At 70.0% G+C, this 22,806-nt stretch carries 13 protein-coding genes and 2 pseudogenes; 5 read left to right on the top strand and 10 right to left on the bottom strand.

The features are described 5' to 3' along the window. Window positions 1–5: 5 nt before the first annotated feature. Both BFN33_RS14350 and BFN33_RS14345 read right to left on the bottom strand, forming a co-directional pair. Window positions 6–797: a heparin lyase I family protein gene (locus tag BFN33_RS14350; RefSeq protein ID WP_069760410.1), complete on the bottom strand. Its 792-nt coding sequence runs from the start codon at window positions 795–797 to the stop codon at window positions 6–8. A gap of 4 nt (window positions 798–801) precedes the next feature. Beyond that, window positions 802–1,980 (bottom strand): glycoside hydrolase family 105 protein, encoded by a 1,179-nt coding sequence (locus BFN33_RS14345; RefSeq protein WP_069760409.1) that lies wholly within the window; start codon window positions 1,978–1,980, stop codon window positions 802–804. Window positions 1,981–2,284: 304 nt separating this feature from the next. On the opposite strand from BFN33_RS14345, the gene BFN33_RS14340 reads away from it, so the two are divergent. Beyond that, window positions 2,285–3,121 (top strand): aldo/keto reductase, encoded by an 837-nt coding sequence (locus BFN33_RS14340; protein WP_069760408.1) that lies wholly within the window; start codon window positions 2,285–2,287, stop codon window positions 3,119–3,121. 94 nt (window positions 3,122–3,215) lie between these two features. Here BFN33_RS14340 and BFN33_RS14335 read toward each other — a convergent pair whose 3' ends face one another. Together BFN33_RS14335 and BFN33_RS14330 are read right to left on the bottom strand one after the other, a co-directional pair. Next, on the bottom strand, window positions 3,216–3,920 hold the full coding sequence (locus tag BFN33_RS14335; RefSeq protein ID WP_069760407.1) for an SDR family oxidoreductase: 705 nt from the start codon (window positions 3,918–3,920) through the stop codon (window positions 3,216–3,218). 69 nt (window positions 3,921–3,989) lie between these two features. Next, a complete protein-coding gene (locus tag BFN33_RS14330; protein ID WP_069760406.1) occupies window positions 3,990–7,400 on the bottom strand; it encodes a PD40 domain-containing protein in 3,411 nt (1,136 codons plus the stop codon). A 354-nt stretch (window positions 7,401–7,754) separates the two neighbouring features. On the opposite strand from BFN33_RS14330, the pseudogene BFN33_RS54275 reads away from it, so the two are divergent. Then, a pseudogene (locus BFN33_RS54275) lies at window positions 7,755–8,195 on the top strand (glycosyltransferase family 39 protein); the annotation flags it as partial. 787 nt (window positions 8,196–8,982) lie between these two features. Here the strand turns inward: BFN33_RS54275 and BFN33_RS14310 are convergent. Then, entirely contained in the window at window positions 8,983–9,870 is an 888-nt protein-coding gene (locus tag BFN33_RS14310) for a trans-aconitate 2-methyltransferase (protein ID WP_069760402.1), read from the bottom strand. Between the two features lie 112 nt (window positions 9,871–9,982). Here BFN33_RS14310 and BFN33_RS14305 point away from each other — a divergent pair, with 112 nt between their 5' ends. Then, window positions 9,983–10,795 carry a phytanoyl-CoA dioxygenase family protein gene (locus tag BFN33_RS14305; RefSeq protein ID WP_069760401.1) on the top strand — a complete coding sequence of 271 codons (813 nt, stop codon included), beginning with the start codon at window positions 9,983–9,985 and terminating at the stop codon, window positions 10,793–10,795. A gap of 121 nt (window positions 10,796–10,916) precedes the next feature. On the opposite strand, the gene BFN33_RS14300 is transcribed toward BFN33_RS14305, so the two are convergent. Together BFN33_RS14300 and BFN33_RS14295 are read right to left on the bottom strand one after the other, a co-directional pair. After that, window positions 10,917–12,635, bottom strand: coding sequence for a glycoside hydrolase family 6 protein (locus BFN33_RS14300; RefSeq protein ID WP_069760400.1), 1,719 nt, complete (start codon window positions 12,633–12,635; stop codon window positions 10,917–10,919). A gap of 47 nt (window positions 12,636–12,682) precedes the next feature. Next, complete coding sequence (locus BFN33_RS14295; RefSeq protein WP_176742385.1) at window positions 12,683–14,155, bottom strand: cellulase family glycosylhydrolase; 1,473 nt, start codon at window positions 14,153–14,155, stop codon at window positions 12,683–12,685. Window positions 14,156–14,406: 251 nt separating this feature from the next. Between BFN33_RS14295 and BFN33_RS14290 the strand changes: the two genes are divergently transcribed. Together BFN33_RS14290 and BFN33_RS14285 are read left to right on the top strand one after the other, a co-directional pair. After that, window positions 14,407–17,322, top strand: a complete 2,916-nt coding sequence (locus tag BFN33_RS14290; RefSeq protein ID WP_069760399.1) for a glycoside hydrolase family 48 protein — start codon at window positions 14,407–14,409, stop codon at window positions 17,320–17,322. A 272-nt stretch (window positions 17,323–17,594) separates the two neighbouring features. Beyond that, a complete protein-coding gene (locus BFN33_RS14285) occupies window positions 17,595–20,270 on the top strand; it encodes a cellulose binding domain-containing protein (protein ID WP_069760398.1) in 2,676 nt (891 codons plus the stop codon). A gap of 43 nt (window positions 20,271–20,313) precedes the next feature. On the opposite strand, the gene BFN33_RS14280 is transcribed toward BFN33_RS14285, so the two are convergent. From BFN33_RS14280 to BFN33_RS14270, 3 genes and pseudogenes are all read right to left on the bottom strand, one after another. Beyond that, on the bottom strand, window positions 20,314–22,185 hold the full coding sequence (locus BFN33_RS14280) for a rhamnogalacturonan lyase (RefSeq protein ID WP_069760397.1): 1,872 nt from the start codon (window positions 22,183–22,185) through the stop codon (window positions 20,314–20,316). A gap of 43 nt (window positions 22,186–22,228) precedes the next feature. Beyond that, window positions 22,229–22,411, bottom strand: a complete 183-nt coding sequence (locus BFN33_RS14275; protein WP_069760396.1) for a WYL domain-containing protein — start codon at window positions 22,409–22,411, stop codon at window positions 22,229–22,231. Window positions 22,412–22,435: 24 nt separating this feature from the next. Continuing rightward, window positions 22,436–22,803 (bottom strand): annotated as a pseudogene (locus tag BFN33_RS14270) (class I SAM-dependent methyltransferase); the annotation flags it as partial. Window positions 22,804–22,806: the final 3 nt, after the last annotated feature.

The following is a 22,806-nucleotide window of genomic DNA, read 5'->3' as shown; positions in this document are numbered from 1 at the left end:
GCTCCTCAGACCAGTTGGTAGCCGCGGAGGTTGCTGAGCAGCAGGTAGGTGTTCTGGAGAGAGCCGGAGGTGTCGCCGAGGGAGCGGTAGATGCCCCACTTCGGGCGGACCCGGTCGGCCAGGAAGGTGTCGACACCGGTCTTCGACGCGTCAATGACGGTCGAGCCTGCGGACTTGAGGATCCAGCGGACCGAACCCGCCGAGCCGTCGCCGACCTTGATCTGGAAGTCGACGTCGGTCCACTTGTCGTGCAGCGGGTCCAGGTCGGTGCGGCCGACGAGGATGTCGTCGATGGCGAGTTTCAGCTCGATGGTCTGCTTGCCGTTCACCCGGCGCAGGGACTGCACGACGATCGGCGAGGTGCCGCTGCCGGGCTGCTTCATCTGCATGATGTGGGTGAAGGTGGTGGTCGCCTTCAGGGAGCTCGGGATGTACATCGAGTAGGTGACCCGCCAGGTCTGGCCCTTCGTCCACTTCAGGTAGTTGCTTCCGCTGCCGTTGCGCAGGCCTGTGACCTCCTGGCGCTGGCGGTCGGTCGAGGTGTCGCGGTCGACGGTGTGCATGTCGAAGCGCCAGTTGTTGCCGGTGGCGTAGATGTGCGGCTGCCCGGCGGAGTGCGAGTCGGCGCGGTCGTCCTCGATCGTCTCGAAGGCGCCGAGGCCGTCGCCGCTCGCGGAGGGGGCCCACTTCTGCTGCCAGGAGGCGGCGTGGGCGGTGGTCGCCGTCGGCAGACCGACCGCGGCCGCCGTGGCACCGCCGAGCGCGGCGCCCAGCAGCGACCTTCTGGATGTGTTCATGACACTAATCACCTCGCAGTTGTTCGTTCATGATCAGGAAGGCGCCCAGGCCGTGGAAGTCGTTGGTGGCCCGGTCGCGAGCGATGTAGTACGCGTAGTCGCCGACGTTGGTGCCGATGGAGATGTCGGCGAGGTTCGTGCGCCCGTCGGAGCCGACCGAGAGCTTGGCGAGCACGCCCTGGTAGCCGCGGTGTGCGACGGCCTTGAAATGCTCGTCCAGATATCCCTGTTGGGCGCCGCGCGAGAGGGCGTAGGTGAACATGCTGGAGCAGGACGTCTCGGTCCAGTTGTCGCCGCGGGCGCCCTTGTCGATCACCTGGAACCAGCGGCCGGTCGCCGGGTCCTGGTACTTCTCCAGGCCGGCCGCCAGCTTGCGGAAGACGCCGAGCAGCTGGGCCCGGCGGGGGTGGCGCTGCGGAATGCCGTCCAGCACGCCGACGATCGCCATGGAGTACCAGCCGACCGCACGGCACCAGTGCTCGGGGGCGAGCCCGGTGCCCGGGTCGGCCCAGCCGGCGCTCTTCGACTCGTCGTAGGCGTGCTCGAGCAGTCCGTTCGCGACCTGCAGGTGGCTGCCGTAGACGGCGAGCTGTTTCGCGGCCTCGTCGTCGGTGTACGAGCTGTCGCCGAACTCCTCTCCGTACTCGACGAGGAACGGGTTCACCATGTAGACGCCGTCCGCCCAGAGTTGGTGGGCGCGGCTCGCGGTGTCGGCGTGCCAGAAGCCACCGTCGCTCGTGCGGGGATAAGTGGCCAGGCGGTCGACGATCTTCTTCGCCGCCTTGCGGTAGCGGTCCTGGCCCGTCTCGTGGTGCAGGATCACCAGGAGCCGGCCGGCCTGCATGCTGTCCAGGCTGTTGAAGGACTGGCCGATCGAGCCGTCGCTCTTCACGAAGCGGTCGACGTAGTCCTTGATGTAGGTCAGGTAGCGGGTGTCATGGGTGCGCTCGTACGCGAGGTACTGGCCGTAGAGGTAGAGGCCGACCGGGTAGGACCAACCACCGATGCTGGTCGGCGTGTAGCGGGCCATGGTCGACTCGACCATGGCCACGGACCAGTCCCGGTCCGGGGACGGGCCGTTCGGGGAGCTGGTGGGCGGGGGTGCGGCGGCCGGCAGGGTGACCAAGGTGGCGGCGGCGAGCGCAAGGGTCGTCAGGGCCGTGCGGAGACGACGGCGTCTCATGTTCCTCCCTCTCCGTGAGCCAGGAGACACAGACACGGAAACATCGGATGAAAGCCATGGGCGGATTCATATCCGTGAACTGAGTTCAGGATTCCGCCCGTTGGCGCGATCCAGAGTCGCGGCAGGACCGTCGAGGGTCAATGGTCTGTACCGAAGAGGTCGGATGCATTTCCGGCCAACTTCAGCCATCGCCCACTGACTCGCGGGTCAGTTCGGACGGATTCTCCGGTCAGGAATGCATCACAGCTCGTGATCGTTGACGATGGGAGCACCACCTGACGACAACCGTAAGGATCAAGAGCTCGTGAGCAGCAAGGTCCCCCCGATCATCCTCAACAACGGCGTCGAGATGCCCAAGCTGGGTTTCGGCGTCTGGCAGGTGCCGGACGACGAGGCCGAGCGCGCGGTCGCCACGGCGCTCGAGGCCGGGTACCGCAGCATCGACACAGCGGCGATCTACGGCAATGAAGAGGGCACCGGAAAGGGCATCGCCTCGTCCGGAGTCGCCCGCGAGGACATCTTCGTCACCACCAAGCTCTGGAACAGCGACCAGGGCTACGACTCGACCCTGCGCGCCTTCGACACCTCGCTGGCGAAGCTCGGCCTGGACTACGTGGACCTGTACCTGATCCACTGGCCCACGCCCTCCCGTGACCTGTACGTCGACAGCTACAAGGCGTTCGAGAAGCTGCACGCCGACGGCCGGATCCGGGCCATCGGCGTCTCCAACTTCGAGCCCGACCACCTGGAGCGGCTGATCGCCGAGACGTCCGTCATCCCGGCCGTCGACCAGATCGAGCTGCACCCGCATCTTCAGCAGCACGCGGCCCGTGAGTACCACGCGGAGCAGGGCATCGCCACCGAGGCGTGGTCGCCGCTCGGCTCCGGCAAGGGTCTCCTGGAGGTCCCGGCCATCGTGGCCATCGCCCAGAAGCACGACCGCACTCCGGCCCAGGTCGTGCTGCGCTGGCACCTCCAGCTCGGCAATGTCGTGATCCCGAAGTCCGTGACCCCGTCCCGGATCAAGGAGAACATCGAGGTCTTCGACTTCAGTCTGGACGACGAGGACCTGGCGGCGATCAGCGCGCTCAACGAGGACCGGCGTCTGGGCCCGGACCCGTCGACGTTCAACGCCGCCTGACGGCAACACCGTTTCGGCCGGCGGTGCGGTCCCTGTCGTAGGGGCCGCACCGCCGGCCGTCGTGTGTCCGGCGTCCGCCGGTCCGCTCCGTACGTCAGACGGGCTGTCCGATCGGCCGTACGACGACGGTGTTGATGTCGACGCCCTCCGGCTGCCGTACGGCCCACACCACCGAGTCGGCGATCTGGTCGGCGGTGAGCAGGTGGCCGGGCGGAAGGCTGCCGTAGCCGTCCCAGAACGGCGTCTCCACCCGGCCGGGCGCCACCAGGGTGACGCCGACACCGAACTCGGTGACCTCACGGCGGGCGTTCTCGGCGAGCCCGGTCACCGCCCACTTCGTCGCCCCGTAGATGTTGCCCGGCCCGTGGATGAACCCGGCGACGCTGCCGATCAGCACGATCCGGCCGCGGGTCTCCTTGAGCGCGTCGATGGAGGCGCGGATGAGGAGGGCGGGGCCGAGCACATTGGTCAGCACCATCTCGGTCCAGCCGGCGGGGTCGCCCCCGGCGACGGTGTCATGGGTGGCGAACCCCGCGTTGGCGACGACCGTGTCCAGTCGGCCGAACTCCTTGAGCGTGCCGTCGACCGCGGCCCTGACGTCCCCGTACTCGGCGGCGTTGCCGACGAACGTCAACAGGCCGTCCGGGTCGCCGAGTTCCTCGGCGAAGGCACGCAGGCGCGGCTCGCCCCGCCCGGTGACGGCCACCCGGTGCCCCGCGTCGAGCAGTTGCCGTGCGACCGCGGCACCGATTCCGCTGCCGCCGCCGGTGATGAGCGCGACCGGTGAGTCGTCGGACATGGCTTCCCCCTGTGTTCCGCTGCGATCCCGTGGATGGCAGGGAGTACATCAGTTGAAGCGTTCTCGAAGTCAAGGGCCGCAGGAGCGGCGGTAGTCGGCGGACGGGAAGTAGCGCCGCCACTCCCCCTCGGTGAGACCCGTCGACACCCGGGCGCACACACTCCGCGCGACCCGTCCCGGGGCCGACGGGAGGGCCCGGTCGGTCAGATGGGGTGTGGCGATGTGCAACTCTCCGCCGTCCCGGGCGAATCCGAGGGCGAGCACCGGGGAGTCCCCCGCGGGCAGGGAGGCGGGGGGCAGAGCGGGCGTGGCCGTCTCCCAGACGTTCACCACTCCGTCGGGGTCGCTCGCGGCGACCAGGGCGCCGTCGGCGGAGAAGCCGAGCGCCGGACCGTGGAGGTTGGAGCCACCCGTTCTCAGGACGGCCAGTCTGCGCCAGCTGTGCGCGTCCCACAGGGTGAGGCGGCCGCGGACGTCGGCGGCGGCGAGGTACCGGCCGTCGGGGCTGAAGGCGCCGTCGGTGAGATAGTCCTCGCCCTCAACTCCCCTGACTCCCTGGAGCCGCTTGCCCGTCGAGACGCTGACGAGCGTGCCCTCCGAGGTCAGCGCGGTGCGGCCGGCCGGGTCCGCGGTGACGGTGTCCCGCCGGTCGACCACCGGGGCCTTCCTCGCCCGCGTCGGCCGGCCCCGGCTGTCGAACGCGGCGGTCTGCGCCGCCCGGTCCCGCCATGCGGTGCCGGTCAGTCCCTGGAGCGAGAGGGTGTGCACCGAACTGGTCCGGCCCTGTTCCCGGTAGCGCAGCACTCCCGCGTCGAGGTCCAGACGCAGGTCGCCCACCGCCGACGAGTCGAGAGGGAAGGTGAGCAGCGGCTCGCGCACGCTGTCGTCAGCGGGGTCCGGCAGGTCGGGGCGCCAGAGGGCGAGGGAACCCAGGGTCCAGGTCAGGGCGTAGTCACCGGCGAACTCCACGCGGTATCCGCCACCGGCCAGGGGCAGCCGGGGCCGTTCCCGTCCGGTGCGGACATCCCAGGTGACGACACCGCCGTCGGTGACGCTCGCCACGGCCCGGCTGTCGGCGGTGAAGGTGAGTTCGTCGCCCCGGCACACCGCCCGTCCGGTCGCGGCGGGCACCGTGGTGGCGGCGGGGCGCGGCTCGCCGGTGTCGAGGACGCGCAGCTGTCCGCCCTGGTCCGTGCACCACGCGAGGTAGCGGCCGTCGGGACTCCGGGCGGGCAACGGGCCGTCGCCGCTGCCCCGTTCGTACCGGAAGCGCACCCGCTGCCGCACCACGTCCCACACCTCCAGCGTGGCCCGCGAGTCGGTCGCGCCGTGGACGAGTCGCCGTACGAGCAGGGTGCTCCCGTCCGGAGCGAACCGGACGTCGACGTCCCGCCAGGAGCCGATCGGCAGCCGGTACGTGCTGCCGTCCGCGAGGCCGCCGACCAGCAGGCCGGTGCCGTCGAACGTCGTGTAGGCGACGAAGCGCCCGTCCTCGCTGACGTCGGTCACGCCCTCGGACAGGCCCGGGAGCCGCACGGACCGGATTCTGCGGTGCGTGGGCACGTTCCACTGGACGACCTTGTCGTGCACCACCGTCGACAGGATCCGCCCGTCCCGGCTGAGCCAGGAGGGCGCGTTCATGGCCCGCGCGTCCCCCTCCTCGGGCTCGGTGAACACGTCCCGCTCGCTCTGTGCGGCGGCCGTGCGCAGTGCCTCGCGGGTCTCGGGCAGGTCGGCGGTCCGCCAGGCGGCCACGGCCAGGCGCATCGCGGTGCGCGGGTCGCCCTCGCGCAGGGTCTCCACCAGGGCCGCGGCCCGCCGGGCCTCCGCCTCGTCGCGCTGCCGGGCACTGACCCCGCTCTGCCGCCAGGCGGCCGCGCCCGCGACCACGGCCAGGACCAGCAGCACGGCGAGCGCTCCGGTCAGGGTGCGCAGGCGGCGGGCGGCGCGGGTCGCGGCACGCCGGCCTCGTTCGTATGTCTCGACGCTCGCGGCCAGGAAGTCGCGCTCGAGCCGGTTCAGTTCACCGACATCCCCACCGTCGCCGTTGTCGCCGAAGGTCTCGCGGGCCTGTGTCAGCCGCGTCCCCCGGTACAGCGCGCCCGGGTCCCGTCCCAACACGTCCCAGGTGAGGGCGGCTTCGGTGAGCGCGCGGTGCAGGCGCAGCCGTTCGCGGTCCTCGTCCAGCCAGCCTCGCAGCCGCGGCCAGGCGCCGAGAAGGGCCTCGTGGGCGAGGTCGACGGTGGTGCCGTCGACCGTCAGCAGCCGGCTGCGCACCAGCAGCTCCAGGACACGGGCCGTCGTCCCGTCCGCGTCGAGTTCCGCGCGGTCCACGGGCCGCCGGGTGTCCTCGGTGCCGTCGCCGGGGTTCACCAGCCGTAGCAACAGGCGGCGCAGCGCGACGGCCTCGGCGGGGACGCACCGGGCGTGTACGGCCTCCGCGGTGTGCGCGACGGCGCCGCGGACGCCACCGACGGCCTCGTAGGCGGCGAGGGTGAGGGTCTTGCCGGTGCGCCGGCGCCAGACCTCGCGCAAGGCGTGGGCCATCAGCGGCAGTCCGCCCGGTTCACCGGCCACGTCCGCGACGATCCGCGCGGTCAACGCCCTTTCCACGACAAGCCGTTGAGCGGCGGCGGGGCGCACCACGGCCTCCCGCAGCGCGGTTGGCGGCATGGGTCCGACGAGCAGCGTGGAGTCCCGCAACGCCTCGGCGAGCGGCCCGTGTTCGGCGCACCGGCCGTAGAAGTCGGCCCGCACGGCGATCACCACGCGCAGCCGTGACGCCGGGTCGAGGGCAGCGAGCAACTCCCCCAGGAAGAAGGTGCGGTCCCCGGCGTCGGCACCGAGCGTGAAGACCTCCTCGAACTGGTCGACGACGAGGAGGGTGTCGCCGGGACCGTCGTGCGGGGTGAAGAGCGCCTCGTGGGTGCGGAGGGGACGGGCGCCCGGGGTGAGCAGACGGATGGCGGCGAGGTCCGTGCCCCTCCCCGCCGAGGGAGCCCGGAGCGCCGGTATCAACCCCGCCCGCAGGAGTGAGGACTTGCCGCTGCCGCTCGCCCCGACCACCGCCACGAACCGCTTGACGGCGGTGAGTCCGACGAGTTCGGCGATCAGGTCGTCGCGGCCGTGGAAATGCTCCCCGTCCGCCGTCTCGAAACGGGCGAGCCCCGGATAGGGGCTGCCCTCCTCGTCGACCTCGACCGCACGCGCGTCGGCCGAGTCGGCGGCCGTCGCCCGCCACCGTCGCTCCCACTCCCCCGGATCGCCGTCGCACGCGGCGACATAGGCGAGGAGCACCGGCAGGGTCGGCAGCCGTTCACCGGCCGCGGCGGCGGACAGGGTGGGTGCCGAATAGCCGGCGCGGGCCGCCATGGCGCGGTAGGTGGGGCTGCCCGCCTCGTCGCGCAGCTTGCGCATCTCGAACGCGAACCGCTGCACGGCCCCCGCCCCCGGATCAAGCGGCTTCTCCCGGCGCCCCATGTGCCTCTCCCCCTTCGCTCACAGCCGTCCCGCACGTCGACGACCGCCCCCGCGAATTGATTGGCCCGCCGATTCGGGGCTGCCCAACAATCCTCCGGCCCCTGGACTCGTCGGTGCACCCCCACTCACCGGGCCCCTTGCTCCCGCCACGCACCGGAGTCGGTCATCGCCACCACACACTCACCAGGACCCCTGCTACGGCCGGTTCGGTTGCCACCCGCGACGTCCAGGACCGCGCCCTCCGCCAGGCGGCCCGGGCTCGCGCTCGTCCCCGCCGCCCTCTCCCTCGCCCTCGGCCTGTGGGGCATCCGGCGCGGCGGCAGCATCTGGCGGGACGAGGTGGTGACGTACGACATGGCGGGGCGCTCCCTGCCGGACCTGTGGAGGACGCTGGGGCACGTCGACGCGGTGCACGGCCTGTACTACCTGCTCATGCACGCCCTGTTCCGTCTGTGCGGCGACATGGACCCCCTGCTCGTGCTGCGCCTGCCGTCGGTGCTGGCGACCGCGGCGGCAGCCGGCACCCTGGCGCTACTGGGTCGGCGCCTCGCCGGATCCCGCGCCGGGCTCCTGGCCGGGATCACCTTCGCCGTGCTCCCGCCGGTACAGCGCTACGCACAGGAGGGCCGTTCGTACGCCGTCGTCTGTGCGCTGATCGTGGTGGCGACGTACCTGCTGGTGCGGGCCGCGGACCGCCGTACGCCCGGAGCCTGGGCGGCCTACGGCGCGGTCCTGCTCACCGCCTGTCTGCTGCACGAGTTCGCCGTCCTGGCCCTGCCCGCGCACCTGTTGGCCCTACCGAGACCGGCCCGCCGCGCCGCCCTCCGTGTCGCTCTCGCGGTCTGCACCTGCCTGGCTCCCCTGTCCGCGCAGAGCATGCGCCAGTCGGACCAGGTGAAGTGGATCGGCGGCCTGGGAGCGGGTGCGCTGCTGGGCTTCGCCGGAGTGAGCGCACTGGCCCTGACCTGCGCCGTCCCGCTCCGACGCGGCCCCGTGCCCCGCCTGGCCCTCCCCCTCGTGATCCTGCCCGCCCTGACGCTGATCCTGCTGACCCCGCTGAAGCCGCTCTACCTCGACCGCTATGTCCTCTACGGCCACGCCGGCACGGCCCTCCTGGTCGGCGCGGCGCTCGACCGGCTGGGCCGGACCCGGGGCCTCGCCATGGCCGCGGCCGTGCTCGCACTGCTACCGGTCACCCTCCAGTTGCGCACCCCGCAGAGCCGCACCGACGACGCCACGGCGATCAGCCGGGCGCTGAGTACCACGCACGCCGAGGGTGTCGTCTACATGCCGTCCCGCCGCCGGGTGTGGTCACTGGCCGACCCGGGCTCGGTACGGCAGCTGCGCGACCTGGCCCTGGACCGCGGCCCGGCTGCGTCGGGCACCCTCTACGGCACCGAGGCTCCCGCCCCGGTGATCCGCGCCCGCATGCTGGTGACGGAACGGATCGTCGCCGTAGGGGATCCGGCGGGGCAGCCGCTGGACCGGACACCGCAGGAGGAGACGAAACGGCGGGTGCTGGCCGAGCACTTCGTTGCCTCCCGTGTCCGGTACGTCGGGGGCGCGCTGATCACCGAGTACCTCAACCGGTCCGCACAGCCGTGTGCACCGTGTGCACCGCCAGCACGAACACATCCGCCCGGCGATGCACACTCGCCGCATCTGCAGGATCGAGCAACCGGTCGAGCGTGTCACGGTCGTCCGCGTCCAGATGCTCGGCAAAACCGTCCCGCAGCCACCCGAGCGACGCGGCGATGTACGCACGGGCCCGATCGGTCGTCGGCGCCGGAAGATCCAGCATGAAGCTGCGCGTACCGGTGTGCCGCAGCCCGGCGGAGGCCATCAGCGCGGGCCAGTCCTCGACCTCGGCGACGGAGTCGGCCAACCCCGCCCGCATCTGCGCGAACCGCTCCTCCTCCAGTGCGTCGAGCCGCGCCTGGAGCCCCGGCCGCCCGAACCCGATGTCCCGGGGCAGGAAGCGCGCGGGCAGCCCGCCCTCCATCAGCGCCAACGTGCCGCCCCGCGCCAGGCGGGCGGCGAACGCGGCGATCCCGGACCGCTGGTCCGCGAGGTGGTGCAGGCTCCGACTGGCCCAGAGGAGGTCGACGGGGTAGTCCAACTCGTCCAGAACCGCGGGTAGTTCACCGGCGAGCGTCCCGAAGCGGTCGGCGACACCGAGCCGCGCGGCCCGGGCCCGGGCCCGCTCGAGGAGCGGTTCGGCCCCGTCGACGGCGATCACCCGGGCCCCCGGGAACGCCTCGGCGAGCAGACAGGACAGCACCCCGGGCCCACTGCCCGCGTCGACGATCAGCCCCGGCTCGGTCTGCTTGTGCCCGAGCCAGGCCAGTGCCCGCTCGTACAGCGGCGTGAACAGTTCCGCCTGGGTCTCCAGGTGCTCGGCCATCGTGGACCAGTCGATGTCGGTGTGGTCGTGGTGATGGTGAGCGTGGGTGCCTTGATCGTGCGCCATGGTGCCAGCCTCTCCTCGGGATACGGCCAGCGTGCTCCGACGCACCGCGAAGAGGCCAGCGATGTTGCCGCGACAGCAAAAAACATGGCAAAGCAGGCGCAAAGAAAATGGGATGCGCCCACCCCGGCCGGTCCCCCACGATGACTGCATGGACGATGAACTGGTGGAGCGCTTCCTCGAGGACGGATTCGTGAAGATCGAGGGCGCCTTCCCGCCACGCGTCGCCCAGCACTGCGCGTCGCTGCTGTGGCGGGAGACGGGCTACGACCCGGAGGACCCGGCCTCCTGGAGGGATCCGGTGGTCTGGGTGGCCGGAATGGCACAGGGCCCGTTCGCGGCGGCCGCCAACTCTCCGGTGCTGCACGAGGCGTTCGACCTGCTGGTGGGCGAGAACCGCTGGCAGCCCCGCTACTCACTGGGCACCTTCCCCTTGCGGTTTCCGCACGGGGAGGAACCGGACGACGCGGGCTGGCACATCGAGGGAAGTTACCTCCCCGAGGACGCGCCCGCCGGCATGTACCACACCAACCTGCGCTCCAGGGACCGCGCCCTGCTGATGCTGTTCCTGTTCAGCGAGGTCACCGAGTCCGATGCCCCGACCCGCATCAGGATCGGCTCCCATCTCGACGTACCGCCGGCCCTGGAGCCGTACGGCGCACAGGGCGCCTCCTTCCTTGAGTTGGGCCCGAAGGTGGACAAGGCCTCGGCACACCGCCCGCTCGCCCTTGCCACCGGCAGTCCGGGGGACGTCTACCTCTGCCACCCCTTCCTGGTCCACGCGGCCCAGCCCCACCACGGCACCAGCCCCCGCTTCATGGCCCAGCCGCCCCTGCTGCCGGCGGTGCCGTACGAGTTGAGCAGAACCGACGGCGACTATTCAGCGGTGGAGTTCGCGATCCGCCGGGGCCTGGCCCAGGAGAACTGACCAGACCCCGGCGGGGTGATTCTTTTAGGGGCGCGGGTCTGTATCAACATGCGGCTCCGCCGCGCGGGCGCGACCAGCCACAACGGACCCGCAGCTCACATCGAACCGCACCCCGGTCCAGCTAGAGCGCCGGATACGCGTTCTTCATGAGCTCCTGGAACTGCGCCGAGAACCAGTGCCCCGACAGCGGAGCGTTCGGCAGCGCACCGGACATGTTGTTGTTGTTCCGCGGGTTGCCGGTGTACGTCGGGTCGCACATCCGGTCGAAGCCCTTGCCCTCGTCGTTCGCGATCGCGGAGCTGGACCCGTCGGACTCACCCGGAGGCTTGATCCACACGTAGGCGTCGATCCCTGCGGCCGGGCTGGCCTTCGGGCGCTCACCGAGACCGGCCCCCGACTGGTTGCACCAGTTGCCGACATGGATACGCCGGTCGATCCGGCCGCCGTTGACGTAGGTGTCCACGTCCGTCATGGCACCGGGACCGGTGGGTCGGGCGGTGCCGCCCCAGCCGTTGCGGGAGGTGTCGATCAGCATGCCGACGCCCGCGGGGAAGCCCTGGTTCACGGCCTCCTGGCGGAAGGCCTGGGCGTAGGAGAGCTCGTCGACGTACCGGTTCCAGTCCACCCACTTGGACTCGCGCACGGACTTGCCGTTCACGGAGTCGTTGATGGTGAAGTTCTGCTCCTTCAGTGCGCTGTAGTTGGCGGTGTTGGTGATGAAGCCCTGCACGTCGTTGACTGTGGCGCCCTCGGCAGTGGCCGCCTGCTTGATCGTCTGGACGGTCGCGGAGAAGTTGTCGTCCCAGCCGAGCCAGCCGTGGTGCCCGGCGTCCACGTAGTTGTAGACGTTGGCGGCGTCACCGAGCTTGTTGAGCGCGTAGCCGACGCCCTTCACGTAGTTGCCGTTGGCCTTCATCGTGTCGCAGTTCGCGGTGGCCGTGGCTCGCGGCGTGACGTTGGTGACGAGGTTCGGCAGCGAGTCGAGCTCGACCGTGTTGACGATCCGCAGCGAGGCGTACTTCGGGTCGGCGAGGATCGCCGCGATCGGGTCGATGTACTGCGTCTTGTACTTGTCGATCTCCGTCGGGCCCAGTTCGCCGTTGGAGGCGAGGGCCGAGCAGTCGCGTCCGGGCAGGTCGTAGATGACCAGCTGGACGACGAGCTCTCCCGAGCCCTTCTGCTTCAGCGCCTCGTCGAGATGGGCGCGCAGACCCATCTTGCCGCCGGTGCCGTTGATCGCGGCGATCCGGTCCAGCCACACACCGGTGGGCTGGTTGGAGATGCGGCTGCCACCCGGCTCGGCGGCGGCGTTGGCGGACCACTCGGGATTCACGTACACCTTGGCGCCGGCGTACGGGTTGTCGACCTTGGTGCCGCTCCCGGGGTCCGTCGGATCGGTCGGATCGGTGGGATCGGTGCCGCCGTCGACGTTGCAGGTCACTCCGTCGAGGGTGAAGGTGGCCGGGACGGCGTTGGTGCCGCTGTAGGTGCCCTGGAAGCCGAAGCTGACCGAGCCGCCGGTGGCGAGGGTGCCGTTGTAGGACTCGTTCGCCGCGGTGACGGCCGTGCCGCTCTGGCTGACCTTGGCGTTCCAGCCGCTGGTGACCTTCTGGTTTCCGGCGTACGCCCACTTCAGCGACCAACTCGACTTGGCCGTGGTGTTGTTGGTGACGGTGACGGCGGCCGTGAAGCCGGTGTCCCACTGGTTCTGCACCTTGTAGTCCACGGTGCAGGGGACGGCGGCGAGGCCTGCGTCGCCGGGGGTCACGGCCAGCGCGGTCCCGGAGGCCCCGGCGACGAGCGCCAGGGCAGCGAGGAGCGCTGTTCTCGTACGACTCATGAGTGCGGGTTTCCTTCTCGTTCGCGGATGGTGTCCGTTGGGCGGTGCTATCCGTTCAGGGCGCGCAGATGGTCACGCAGCCCGGTGCCGAACGCTGTGGGTGTGCCGTCGTAGCCGCTGATCAGGGACGGCCCGGAGGAGCAGTCCCAGGTGTTCCAGGTCCAGCCGAGGTACGACAGGCCATGGCTGTCGAACCACTTCATGACCTGGTCGATGAATCCGTGCGCGCAGGTGTTCTCGCCGATCTCCCCTGCCACGAGGGGGACTTGGGCGGCCACCGGGGCGAGCGTGGAGTTCCAGCAGCTCTCGTCGGCGCAGGTGTTGAAGTTGTACACGTGCCAGGCGGCGGCGAGATTGCCCGCCGGGTCGGCCGGTTTGTACGTCAGCCACTGGCTGAGGTCGTTGGAGTAGGCGATCCCCCCGGCCAGGACCAGGTTGGTCGCGCCGGTGCCCCGGACGCTGTCGACGAGATCCTGCATACCGGCGACCTCGTACCCGATGCCCGGGCAGCTGCCGCCGTCCCGCCAGCACTGCCACGCCTGGGTGGTCGTGGAGGTGGCGCGGTCCGGGTAGGGCTCGTTGAACAGGTCGAAGACGACCGTGCGGTCGTTCTTGAAGGTGTTGGCAACCGAGGCCCAGAAGGAGGGCGTGTACTGCATGTCGGGCATCGGTTTCTGGCAGCTTGCGTGCACGTCGGAGCAGCCGGCGGAGTTGCCGGTGTACTGCCCGTGGGTCCAGTGCAGTTCGACCACGGGTGTCATGCCGTGGGCCTTGACCTTGGCGACCAGGCCCTTGACGGCGTTGATGTAGTTCGCACCGGCGTAGGCCGGGTCGATGTTGGACAGGCCCAGCCAGCACTCCTCGTTGAGAGGGATGCGGACCGTGTTCGCCTTCCAGTCGGCGATCGCCTTCACCGAGGCGTCGTCGACCGGGCCGTCGAAGACGCCGCGGCCCTGGACGCACATGAACTCGCCGCCGGACCGGTTCACTCCGAGCAGACGGCGGGTCGCGCCGCCGGCGTCCACGAGCTTGTTGCCCGACGCGCGGAGGACGGGGGGCCCGCTTTCCGCGGGATCCGTCGGCTCCGGCGTGGGCGAGGGCTCCACAGCCGTGTTGCAGCTGGTGCCGTTGAGCTTGAACGAGGTCGGGACGGTGTTGCTCCCCGACCAGGACGCGATGAATCCGGCGCTGACGCTCGCTCCGGTGGCCAGGGAGCCGTTGTAGCTCTCACTGGCCGCGGTGACCGTCGTACCGGACTGGGACCATCGCGCGTTCCAGCCCTGGGTGAGCTCCTGACCGCCGGCGAAGTCGAAGCCGAGGCTCCAACTACTCATGGCCGCCGTGTTGTTGGTGATTTTCACGGCGCCCTGGAAGCCGCTGCCCCACTGGCTGGTGACGGAGTACTCCACCGAGCAGGCAGGGGCGGCGGCGGACGCCGTGACCACCGGCACCGTCACGGACCCGATGAGGGCGGCCGCGCCGGCAACGGCTGCAAGTACTGAACGCGGGGGGTGTCGCATGAGCGACTCCTTGCAGATCAGCGCGCCGTTACGGACGCGTCGACTGATGGAATCGCTCCCACTGGTGTCAAGGAAGGTAGCGCCAAGTGACAGCAAAGAACAGAGGGGTCACTTGACTTTCCTGGGCCGCGTTCGTCGAATCTTTTCGACTCTTCAAGAGCCTTGACCCCTTGAATGGTCGTCTCCACTATGGGAGCGCTCCCACTGGTTCAAGCCTTGACTTCTCCGAGCCGCACAAGGAGGAACCAGCAATGCCCCCCACCAGGAGACGCCGGGCCGTCCGGCGATTGTGGACCGCTGTCGTGGCGGCCATGGCACTGCCGTTCGCGATGCTGAGTGCGGCTTCAACTCCCGCACAGGCAGCTGCAGTTCAGTGCAGCGTCGACTACAAGACCAACGACTGGGGCTCCGGTTTCACCGCGGACCTGACGATCACCAACCGCGGCACGGGCGCCATCAACGGCTGGACCCTGACGTACGGCTACACGGGCAACCAGAAGCTGAGCAACGGCTGGAACGGGACCTGGTCCCAGTCCGGCCAGACGGTCACGGTCAACAGCGCCACGTACAACGCGAACATCGCCGCGGGCGGCGCCGTCACCACCGGCGCGCAGTTCAGCTACAGCGGCGCCAACGCGGCTCCGACGAACTTCGCGATCAACGGCACCTCGTGCACCGGCGCCCACCAGCCGCCGATCACCGTGCTGACCAGCCCGGCCGCGGGCGCGGTCTACACCCAGGGCGACGCGGTCCCGCTCGCCGCGACGGCCGCCGCCGCGGACAACGCGACCATCAGCAAGGTGGAGTTCTACGACAACACCACGCTGCTGGGTACCGACACGACATCGCCGTACTCGCTCTCTGCCTCAAGTTTGACCGTGGGCAGTCATTCGCTGCTCGCCAAGGCGTACGACAGCCTGGGCGCGTCCGGAGAGTCGACGCCGGTCGGCATCACGGTCGCCTCGGGTCCCGCGGTCGTCGCCTCGGCCACCCAACTCGCCGTCCAGCAGGGCAAGACGGGCACGTACACCGTGAAGCTGTCGACGCAGCCCTCGGCCAACGTGACCGTCACGACCGCCCGCACCGGCGGCAATTCAGGTCTTACGGTGACCGGCGGGGCCTCGCTCACCTTCACCCCGTCGAACTGGAACACCGCGCAGACGGTGACCATCACCGGCAACGCCTCCGGCACCGGCGCGGCGACCTTCGAGTCGACGGCGACGGGTCACGCCAAGGCCTCGGTGACGGTCACCCAGATCGCGGCGACGGGCACCTACAACGCCCGCTTCCTGGATCTGTACGGCAAGATCACCAACCCGGCGAACGGCTACTTCTCCCCCGAGGGCATCCCCTACCACTCGGTGGAGACGCTGATCGTCGAGGCGCCGGACCAGGGCCACGAGACCACCTCGGAGGCGTACAGCTACCTCCTGTGGCTCCAGGCCATGTACGGCAAGGTGACGGGCGACTGGTCCAAGTTCAACGGTGCCTGGGACATCATGGAGAAGTACATGATCCCCACGCACGCCGACCAGCCGACCAACTCCTTCTACAACGCCTCCAAGCCGGCGACCTACGCGCCCGAGCTGGACACCCCGAACGAGTACCCGGCGAAGCTCGACTCGTCGGTCTCGGTCGGCTCGGACCCGATCGCGGGCGAGCTGAAGAGCGCGTACGGCACGGACGACATCTACGGCATGCACTGGCTGCAGGACGTCGACAACGTCTACGGCTACGGCAACTCGCCCGGCAAGTGCGAGGCGGGACCGACCGACACCGGGCCGTCGTACATCAACACCTTCCAGCGCGGTGCGCAGGAGTCGGTGTGGGAGACGGTGCCGCAGCCGACCTGTGACCAGTTCAAGTACGGCGGCAAGAACGGGTACTTGGACCTCTTCACCGGTGACGCCTCCTACGCCAAGCAGTGGAAGTTCACCAACGCCCCGGACGCCGACGCGCGTGCGGTGCAGGCCGCTTACTGGGCCGACAAGTGGGCCAATGAGCAGGGCAAGGGCTCCGACGTCTCCGCGACCGTGGGCAAGGCCGCGAAGATGGGCGACTATCTGCGCTACGCCATGTACGACAAGTACTTCAAGAAGATCGGCAACTGTGTCGGGCCGTCCACCTGCGCGGCCGGTACCGGCAAGGACGCCTCGATGTACCTGCTGTCCTGGTACTACGCCTGGGGCGGCGCCACCGACACCTCGGCGGGCTGGGCCTGGCGCATCGGATCCAGTCACGCGCACGGCGGCTACCAGAACCCGATGGCCGCGTACGCGCTGAGCTCCTACGCCGACCTGAAGCCCAAGTCGGCGACGGGCGCGTCGGACTGGAACACCTCGCTGGGCCGGCAGCTGGAGTTCTACCGCTGGCTGCAGTCCGACGAGGGCGCGATCGCGGGCGGTGCGACGAACAGCTGGGCGGGCCGCTACGCGACTCCCCCGGCCGGCAAGTCGACCTTCTACGGCATGTACTACGACCAGCAGCCCGTCTACCACGACCCGCCGTCCAACCAGTGGTTCGGCTTCCAGGCGTGGTCGATGGAGCGGGTCGCCGAGTACTACCAGCAGACGGGGAACGCGCAGGCCAAGGCGGTTCTCGACAAGTGGGTCGACTGGGCGCTGTCCAAGACCACGATCAACCCGGACGGCACCTACCAGATCCCGTCGACGCTTCAGTGGTCGGGCCAGCCCGACACCTGGAACGCCTCAAGTCCCGGTGCCAACAGCGGACTTCACGTCACCGTCGCCGACTACACCAACGATGTCGGCGTGGCCGCCGCGTACGCCAAGACCCTGACGTACTACGCGGACCGCAGTGGTGACACCCAGGCCGCCTCCACGGCCAAGGCCCTGCTGGACGGCATGTGGAGCAACTACCAGGACAGCCTGGGCATCGCGGTGCCCGAGAGCCGGGCGGACTACAACCGGTTCGACGACTCGGTGTACGTCCCGAGCGGCTGGACCGGGACCATGCCGAACGGTGACGCGATCAACTCGTCGTCGACCTTCGAGTCCATCCGGTCGTTCTACAAGGACGACCCGGCCTGGTCGAAGATCGAGGCGTATCTGGCGGGCGGCGCGGTGCCGTCGTTCACCTATCACCGGTTCTGGGCCCAGGCGGACATCGCCCTGGCCATGGGGTCGTACGCGGAGCTTCTCGAATAACCAGCCCCCGCCGGGCGCTCCGCGGGTTGCGCCGTGTTCTGACTGCGGGTCCGTTGTGGCTGGTCGCGCAGTTCCCCGCGCCCCTGAAGGGCGCCACAGTGCACGGCGTTTCCTCGGAACCGCCTGAAAGGCTCCGCGTATAAGGCTCCGCCACCGGACGGCGGGGCCGAACAGCCGGGCGGCCCCCTCCCGCACTGGGGGTCGCCCGGCAACTCTCGCACCGCAGAGAAAGCGCTTACCCCCTACGCCCCCTTTCCCGGAAAGGACCCCCCGTGCGAAGAACCCGCATCCTCACGGCCGTGCTCGCGCTCGCGGCCGGGCTGCTCGCCGGCACCCCGCCCGCACTGGCGGCCGACAGCACCGCGAAGGTCTCGCTCGCCGCCGACACGTACACCTGGAAGAACGCCCGGATCGACGGCGGCGGTTTCGTCCCCGGGATCGTCTTCAACCGCTCCGAGAAGAACCTGGCGTACGCCCGAACCGACATCGGCGGGGCCTACCGCTGGCAGGAGTCGTCCAGGACCTGGACGCCGCTGCTCGACTCGGTCGGCTGGGACGACTGGGGGCACACCGGTGTGGTCAGCCTGGCCTCCGACTCCGTGGATCCGAACAAGGTGTACGCGGCCGTCGGGACGTACACCAACGGCTGGGACCCGAAGAACGGCGCGGTCATGCGCTCCTCGAACCGGGGCGCGAGCTGGCAGAAGGCCGACCTGCCCTTCAAGCTCGGCGGCAACATGCCGGGGCGGGGCATGGGCGAGCGGCTGGCGGTGGACCCGAACAAGAACAGCGTGCTGTATCTCGGGGCACCGAGCGGCAAGGGGCTGTGGCGGTCGACGGACTCCGGGGTCAGCTGGTCGCAGGTGGCGAACTTCCCCAACGTCGGCAACTACCAGCAGGATCCGAGCGACACCAGCGGCTACGCGAGCGACAACCAGGGCGTCGTCTGGGTGACCTTCGACGAGTCGACGGGCACGTCCGGGAACGCCACCCGGGCGATCTACGTCGGCGTCGCGGACCTCCAGAACTCGGTGTACCGGTCGACGGACGCGGGCGCGACCTGGACGCGGCTCGCCGGCCAGCCGACGGGCTACCTGGCCCACAAGGGCGTCCTGGACGCGACGGGCGGCTATCTGTATCTCTCCTACAGCGACAAGGGCGGCCCCTACGACGGTGGCAAGGGGCAGGTGTGGCGGTACGCGACGGCGACCGGCACCTGGACGAACATCAGCCCGGTCGCGGAGGCCGACACCTACTACGGCTTCAGCGGGCTGACGGTGGACCGGCAGAAGCCCGGGACGGTGATGGCGACGGCGTACAGCTCGTGGTGGCCCGACACCCAGATCTTCCGGTCCACCGACAACGGGGCGACCTGGACGAAGGCGTGGGACTACTCGTCGTACCCCAACCGCGCGAACCGCTACACGATGGACGTCTCGTCCTCTCCCTGGCTGACCTGGGGCGCGAACCCGTCACCGCCCGAACAGAGCCCGAAACTCGGGTGGATGACCGAGTCCCTGGAGATCGACCCGTTCAACTCGAACCGCATGATGTACGGCACGGGGGCCACGCTCTACGGCACGGAGAACCTCACGAACTGGGACTCCGGCGGCCAGTTCGCCATCAAGCCGATGGTGCAGGGCCTGGAGGAGACCGCGGTGAACGACCTCGCCTCACCGCCCTCCGGCGCCCCGCTGCTGAGCGCGCTCGGAGACGTCGGCGGCTTCCGGCACACGGACCTCGCCAAGGTCCCGTCGATGATGTTCACGTCCCCGAACTTCACCACGACCACGAGTCTGGACTTCGCCGAGACGAACGCCAACACGGTCGTACGGGTCGGCAATCTGGACTCGGGCCCGCACATCGCGTTCTCGACGGACAACGGGGCCAACTGGTTCGCGGGGACCGACCCTTCGGGCGTCAGCGGTGGCGGGACGGTGGCCGCCGCCTCGGACGGCAGCCGGTTCGTGTGGAGTCCGGACGGCACGGGCGTGCAGTACACGACGGGCTTCGGTTCGTCCTGGTCGGCGTCGAGCGGCCTCCCGGCCGGGGCGATCGTGGAGTCGGACCGGGTGGACGCGAAGACCTTCTACGGCTTCAAGTCCGGGAAGTTCTACGTGAGTACGGACGGCGGGGCGACGTTCACCGCGTCCGCGGCGACCGGACTGCCGAGCGGTGACAGCGTGCGCTTCAAGGCGCTGCCCGGCGTGAAGGGTGACGTCTGGCTCGCGGGCGGGGCCACCGACGGGGCGTACGGTCTGTGGCACTCCACGGACGCCGGCGCGAGCTGGACGAAACTCGCCCACGTCGACCAGGCCGACGCGATCGGATTCGGGAAGGCGGCCACGGGTGCGTCGTACCAGACGCTCTACACCAGCGCGAAGATCGGTGGCGTCCGCGGCATCTTCCGCTCGACCGACAAGGGCGCGACCTGGACCCGCATCAACGATGACGCCCACCAGTGGGGTTGGACCGGCGCGGCCATCACCGGTGACCCGCGGGTGTACGGCCGGGTGTACGTCTCGACCAACGGACGGGGCGTGATCTACGGCGACACGTCCGACACGAGCGGCGGAGGCGGCACCGATCCGACGGACCCGACGGATCCGACGGACCCGACCCCCACGGGCGCCTGCGCGGTGACGTACAAGATCACCAACCAGTGGTCGGGCGGCTTCCAGGCGGACGTCCAGCTGAGCAACACGGGCTCGAGCACCTGGACCGGCTGGTCACTCGGCTGGGCCTTCCCCAACGCTCAGACGATCTCCCAGACCTGGAACGCCGAGTCCACCCAGTCGGGCTCGACGGTCACCGCGAAGAACGTCGGCTGGAACGCCAACGTGGCCGCGGGCTCGTCCGTGAGCTTCGGCTTCACGGGGAGCTGGTCGGGGACGAACGGAAAACCGACCGCGTTCAAGCTGGGCGACCAGACCTGCACGGTGGCCTGACCCGAGGACAGGGCGGCTGTCCGCAGCCGCCCTGTCGCTCATGTCAGGGCGTGTACACCGTCGGCCTCGGCGCCGTCGCCATCCCGTTGCCGATGAAGAAGCTCGGGTGCGGGGGCTGGTTGTACGCCGTGTTCTGCCAGGCAAGGCCCGTGCGGTACATCGTGTCGTGGAGGAGGGTCGTGATCTTCGTCGTCGTCTCGTACGGCGTCGAGTAGATCCGCAGGGCCGTGTTGTCCGACGTCGGCCAGACGACTTCCTCGCGCCAGTCGCCCAGGATGTCGCCGGACAGGGACGGGGTCGCCTTGGTGCCGTTGTTGGAATGGACCGACGCCCCCGTCAGGAGGCGGGTGTCCGACGAGGTGCCGTACTTGTCGATGTGGGTGCCGTCCAGGAGTTCACGGACCGTGTCGCCGTCCCACCAGGACAGGAAGTTCACCGAGGACGGCTCGCGGCCCTTCGTGGCGCCCGCCTCGTCGCGGATCGAGGTGTCGGAGGCCGACCAGACCTCCGCGCCGTCGTTGCCGGCCCAGATGTCGCCGGCGACGCCCCGCCCGTTGTCGCAGCACGCGGCCAGTTTCCAGTTCACCATGCCGTTCGCCGGGTTGATGTACAGCTCCGCCGGCTGGGAGGCCGACTCCGAGACCTTGAAGTACTCGAGACCCGCGTGGGAGGGGTCGAGGTCGCCGAGGTGCTGGGCGTCGCCGTGGCCCGTCTTGGTGGTCCACAGCCCGTTGCCGTTGTCGTCGACCGCCATCGCCCCGTAGACGATCTCGTCCTTGCCGTCGTTGTCGACGTCCCCGACGGACAGACTGTGCGAGCCCTGGCCGTCGTAGCCCTTGCCGCTGTTGGTCGAGGAGTTGGTGTCGAAGGTCCAGCGGCGGGTGAAGGTGTCGCCTCGCCAGTCCCAGGCCGCGATCACCGTTCGGGTGTAGTAGCCGCGGGCCATGATCAGCGACGGGCGGGCGCCGTCCAGGTACGCCGTCCCGGCGAGGAAGCGGTCGACCCGGTTGCCGTACGAGTCGCCCCACGACGACACCGTGCCGCGGGCCGGGACGTAGTCGACGCTCTGCATCGCCTTGCCGGTCAGGCCGTTGAACATCGTCAGGTACTCGGGGCCGGACAGGACATAGCCGCTGGAGTTGCGGTGGTCGGCCGACGCGCTGCCGATCACCGCGCCGGTGCCGTCGACCGTACCGTCCGCCGTCTTCATGGCGACCTCGGCCTTGCCGTCGCCGTCGTAGTCGTACGCCTGGAACTGTGTGTAGTGGGCGCCGGAACGGATGTTGCGGCCCAGGTCGATCCGCCACAGCCGGGTGCCGTCCAGCTTGACGCCGTCGAGGATCGTGTTGCCGGTGTAGCCGGACTGGGAGTTGTCCTTGGCGTTGGTCGGCTGCCACTTGAGGACGAAGTCCAGCGCCCCGTCGCCGTCGAGGTCGGCCACCGACGCGTCGTTGGCCTCATAGGTGTAGGCGACGCCGTCCGGGGTCGTGCCGCCGGCCGGCGGGCTGATGGGAACGTCCTTGTAGCCGCCGCGGAGTTGGACGGCGTGGACCGAGTCCGCCTGCTCGACACCGCCGACGATCGCCCGGACGGTGTAGTCGGCCTCGGCGGGCGCGCCGGAGTGGAAGTAGTTCGTGGAGCCGGTGACCGGGGTCGAGTTGACCTTCGTGCCGGCGCGGTAGACGTTGAAGGACACGTCGTTCGGGTCGGTGCCGAGCCAGCGCCAGCTGACCAGGTTGCCGCTGCTGGTGTGCACGCTGACGACTCCCCGATCGAGTTTCTCGACCTGGCGGGCGGTGGCGGCCTCGGCCGTACCGGGCGACAGCGCGGTCAGACCGGCGGCCACGAGGGCCACGGCGGCGGTCGTCGCCGAGAGGAGGACTCGGCGTCTGCGGTGCGGGTGCGGGTGCTGCACGGGGTGAACCTCCGGAGCGGTGAGGACGGACGGGTTCCGCTCCTCAGTCGCCGCACGGGGACGCCGCGTTGCCGTATCTTTCGGCCAGTTCGGCGATCGTGCGGGCCATCCGTTCACGCAGCTCGGAGGGTTCCAGCACCTCGACGTCCGTGCCGAGGCACAGGAATTCGCCATGGGCGTGCTTACGCTCAAGACCGTTCGGGGCGTGCGGCTGGCTGGGGCTCACTCCTGCTCAGTCTTCAGGAACGGTAAGGACCCGGGCACACTCGGCGACCATGGCACGGACGCCCTCGGGTCGATCGAGGAGGTGCAGCAGACACCCGCTGGTGACGACGTCGAACACCACGTCGGGGAGCGGCAGCGCACGACTACCGGCGAGCACGACCGCGCCGGGCAGCCGTACGGCGGCCATGCGGGCCCAGCCGTACGTCAGCCGGCACCCGGGGCTCGGGCCGGGCGGCGCGAGCCTGCGGGGGACGATCCCGGTGCCGCAGTCCACGTCGAGGAGCCGCCGGATGTGCGCGGGGACCGGACCGAGTACGGCGTCCGCGGCCGCGGCGGCCCGGGCTCGCCGCCGCGGGAGACGTCGTGGGAGTCGGCCTCCTCGTCGTCGAGCACGGG

This window comes from Streptomyces sp. LUP47B (assembly GCF_001746295.1).
In the GTDB taxonomy this organism is placed as follows: Bacteria; Actinomycetota; Actinomycetes; order Streptomycetales; family Streptomycetaceae; genus Streptomyces.
This window is presented reverse-complemented; position numbering and strand designations above follow the sequence as displayed.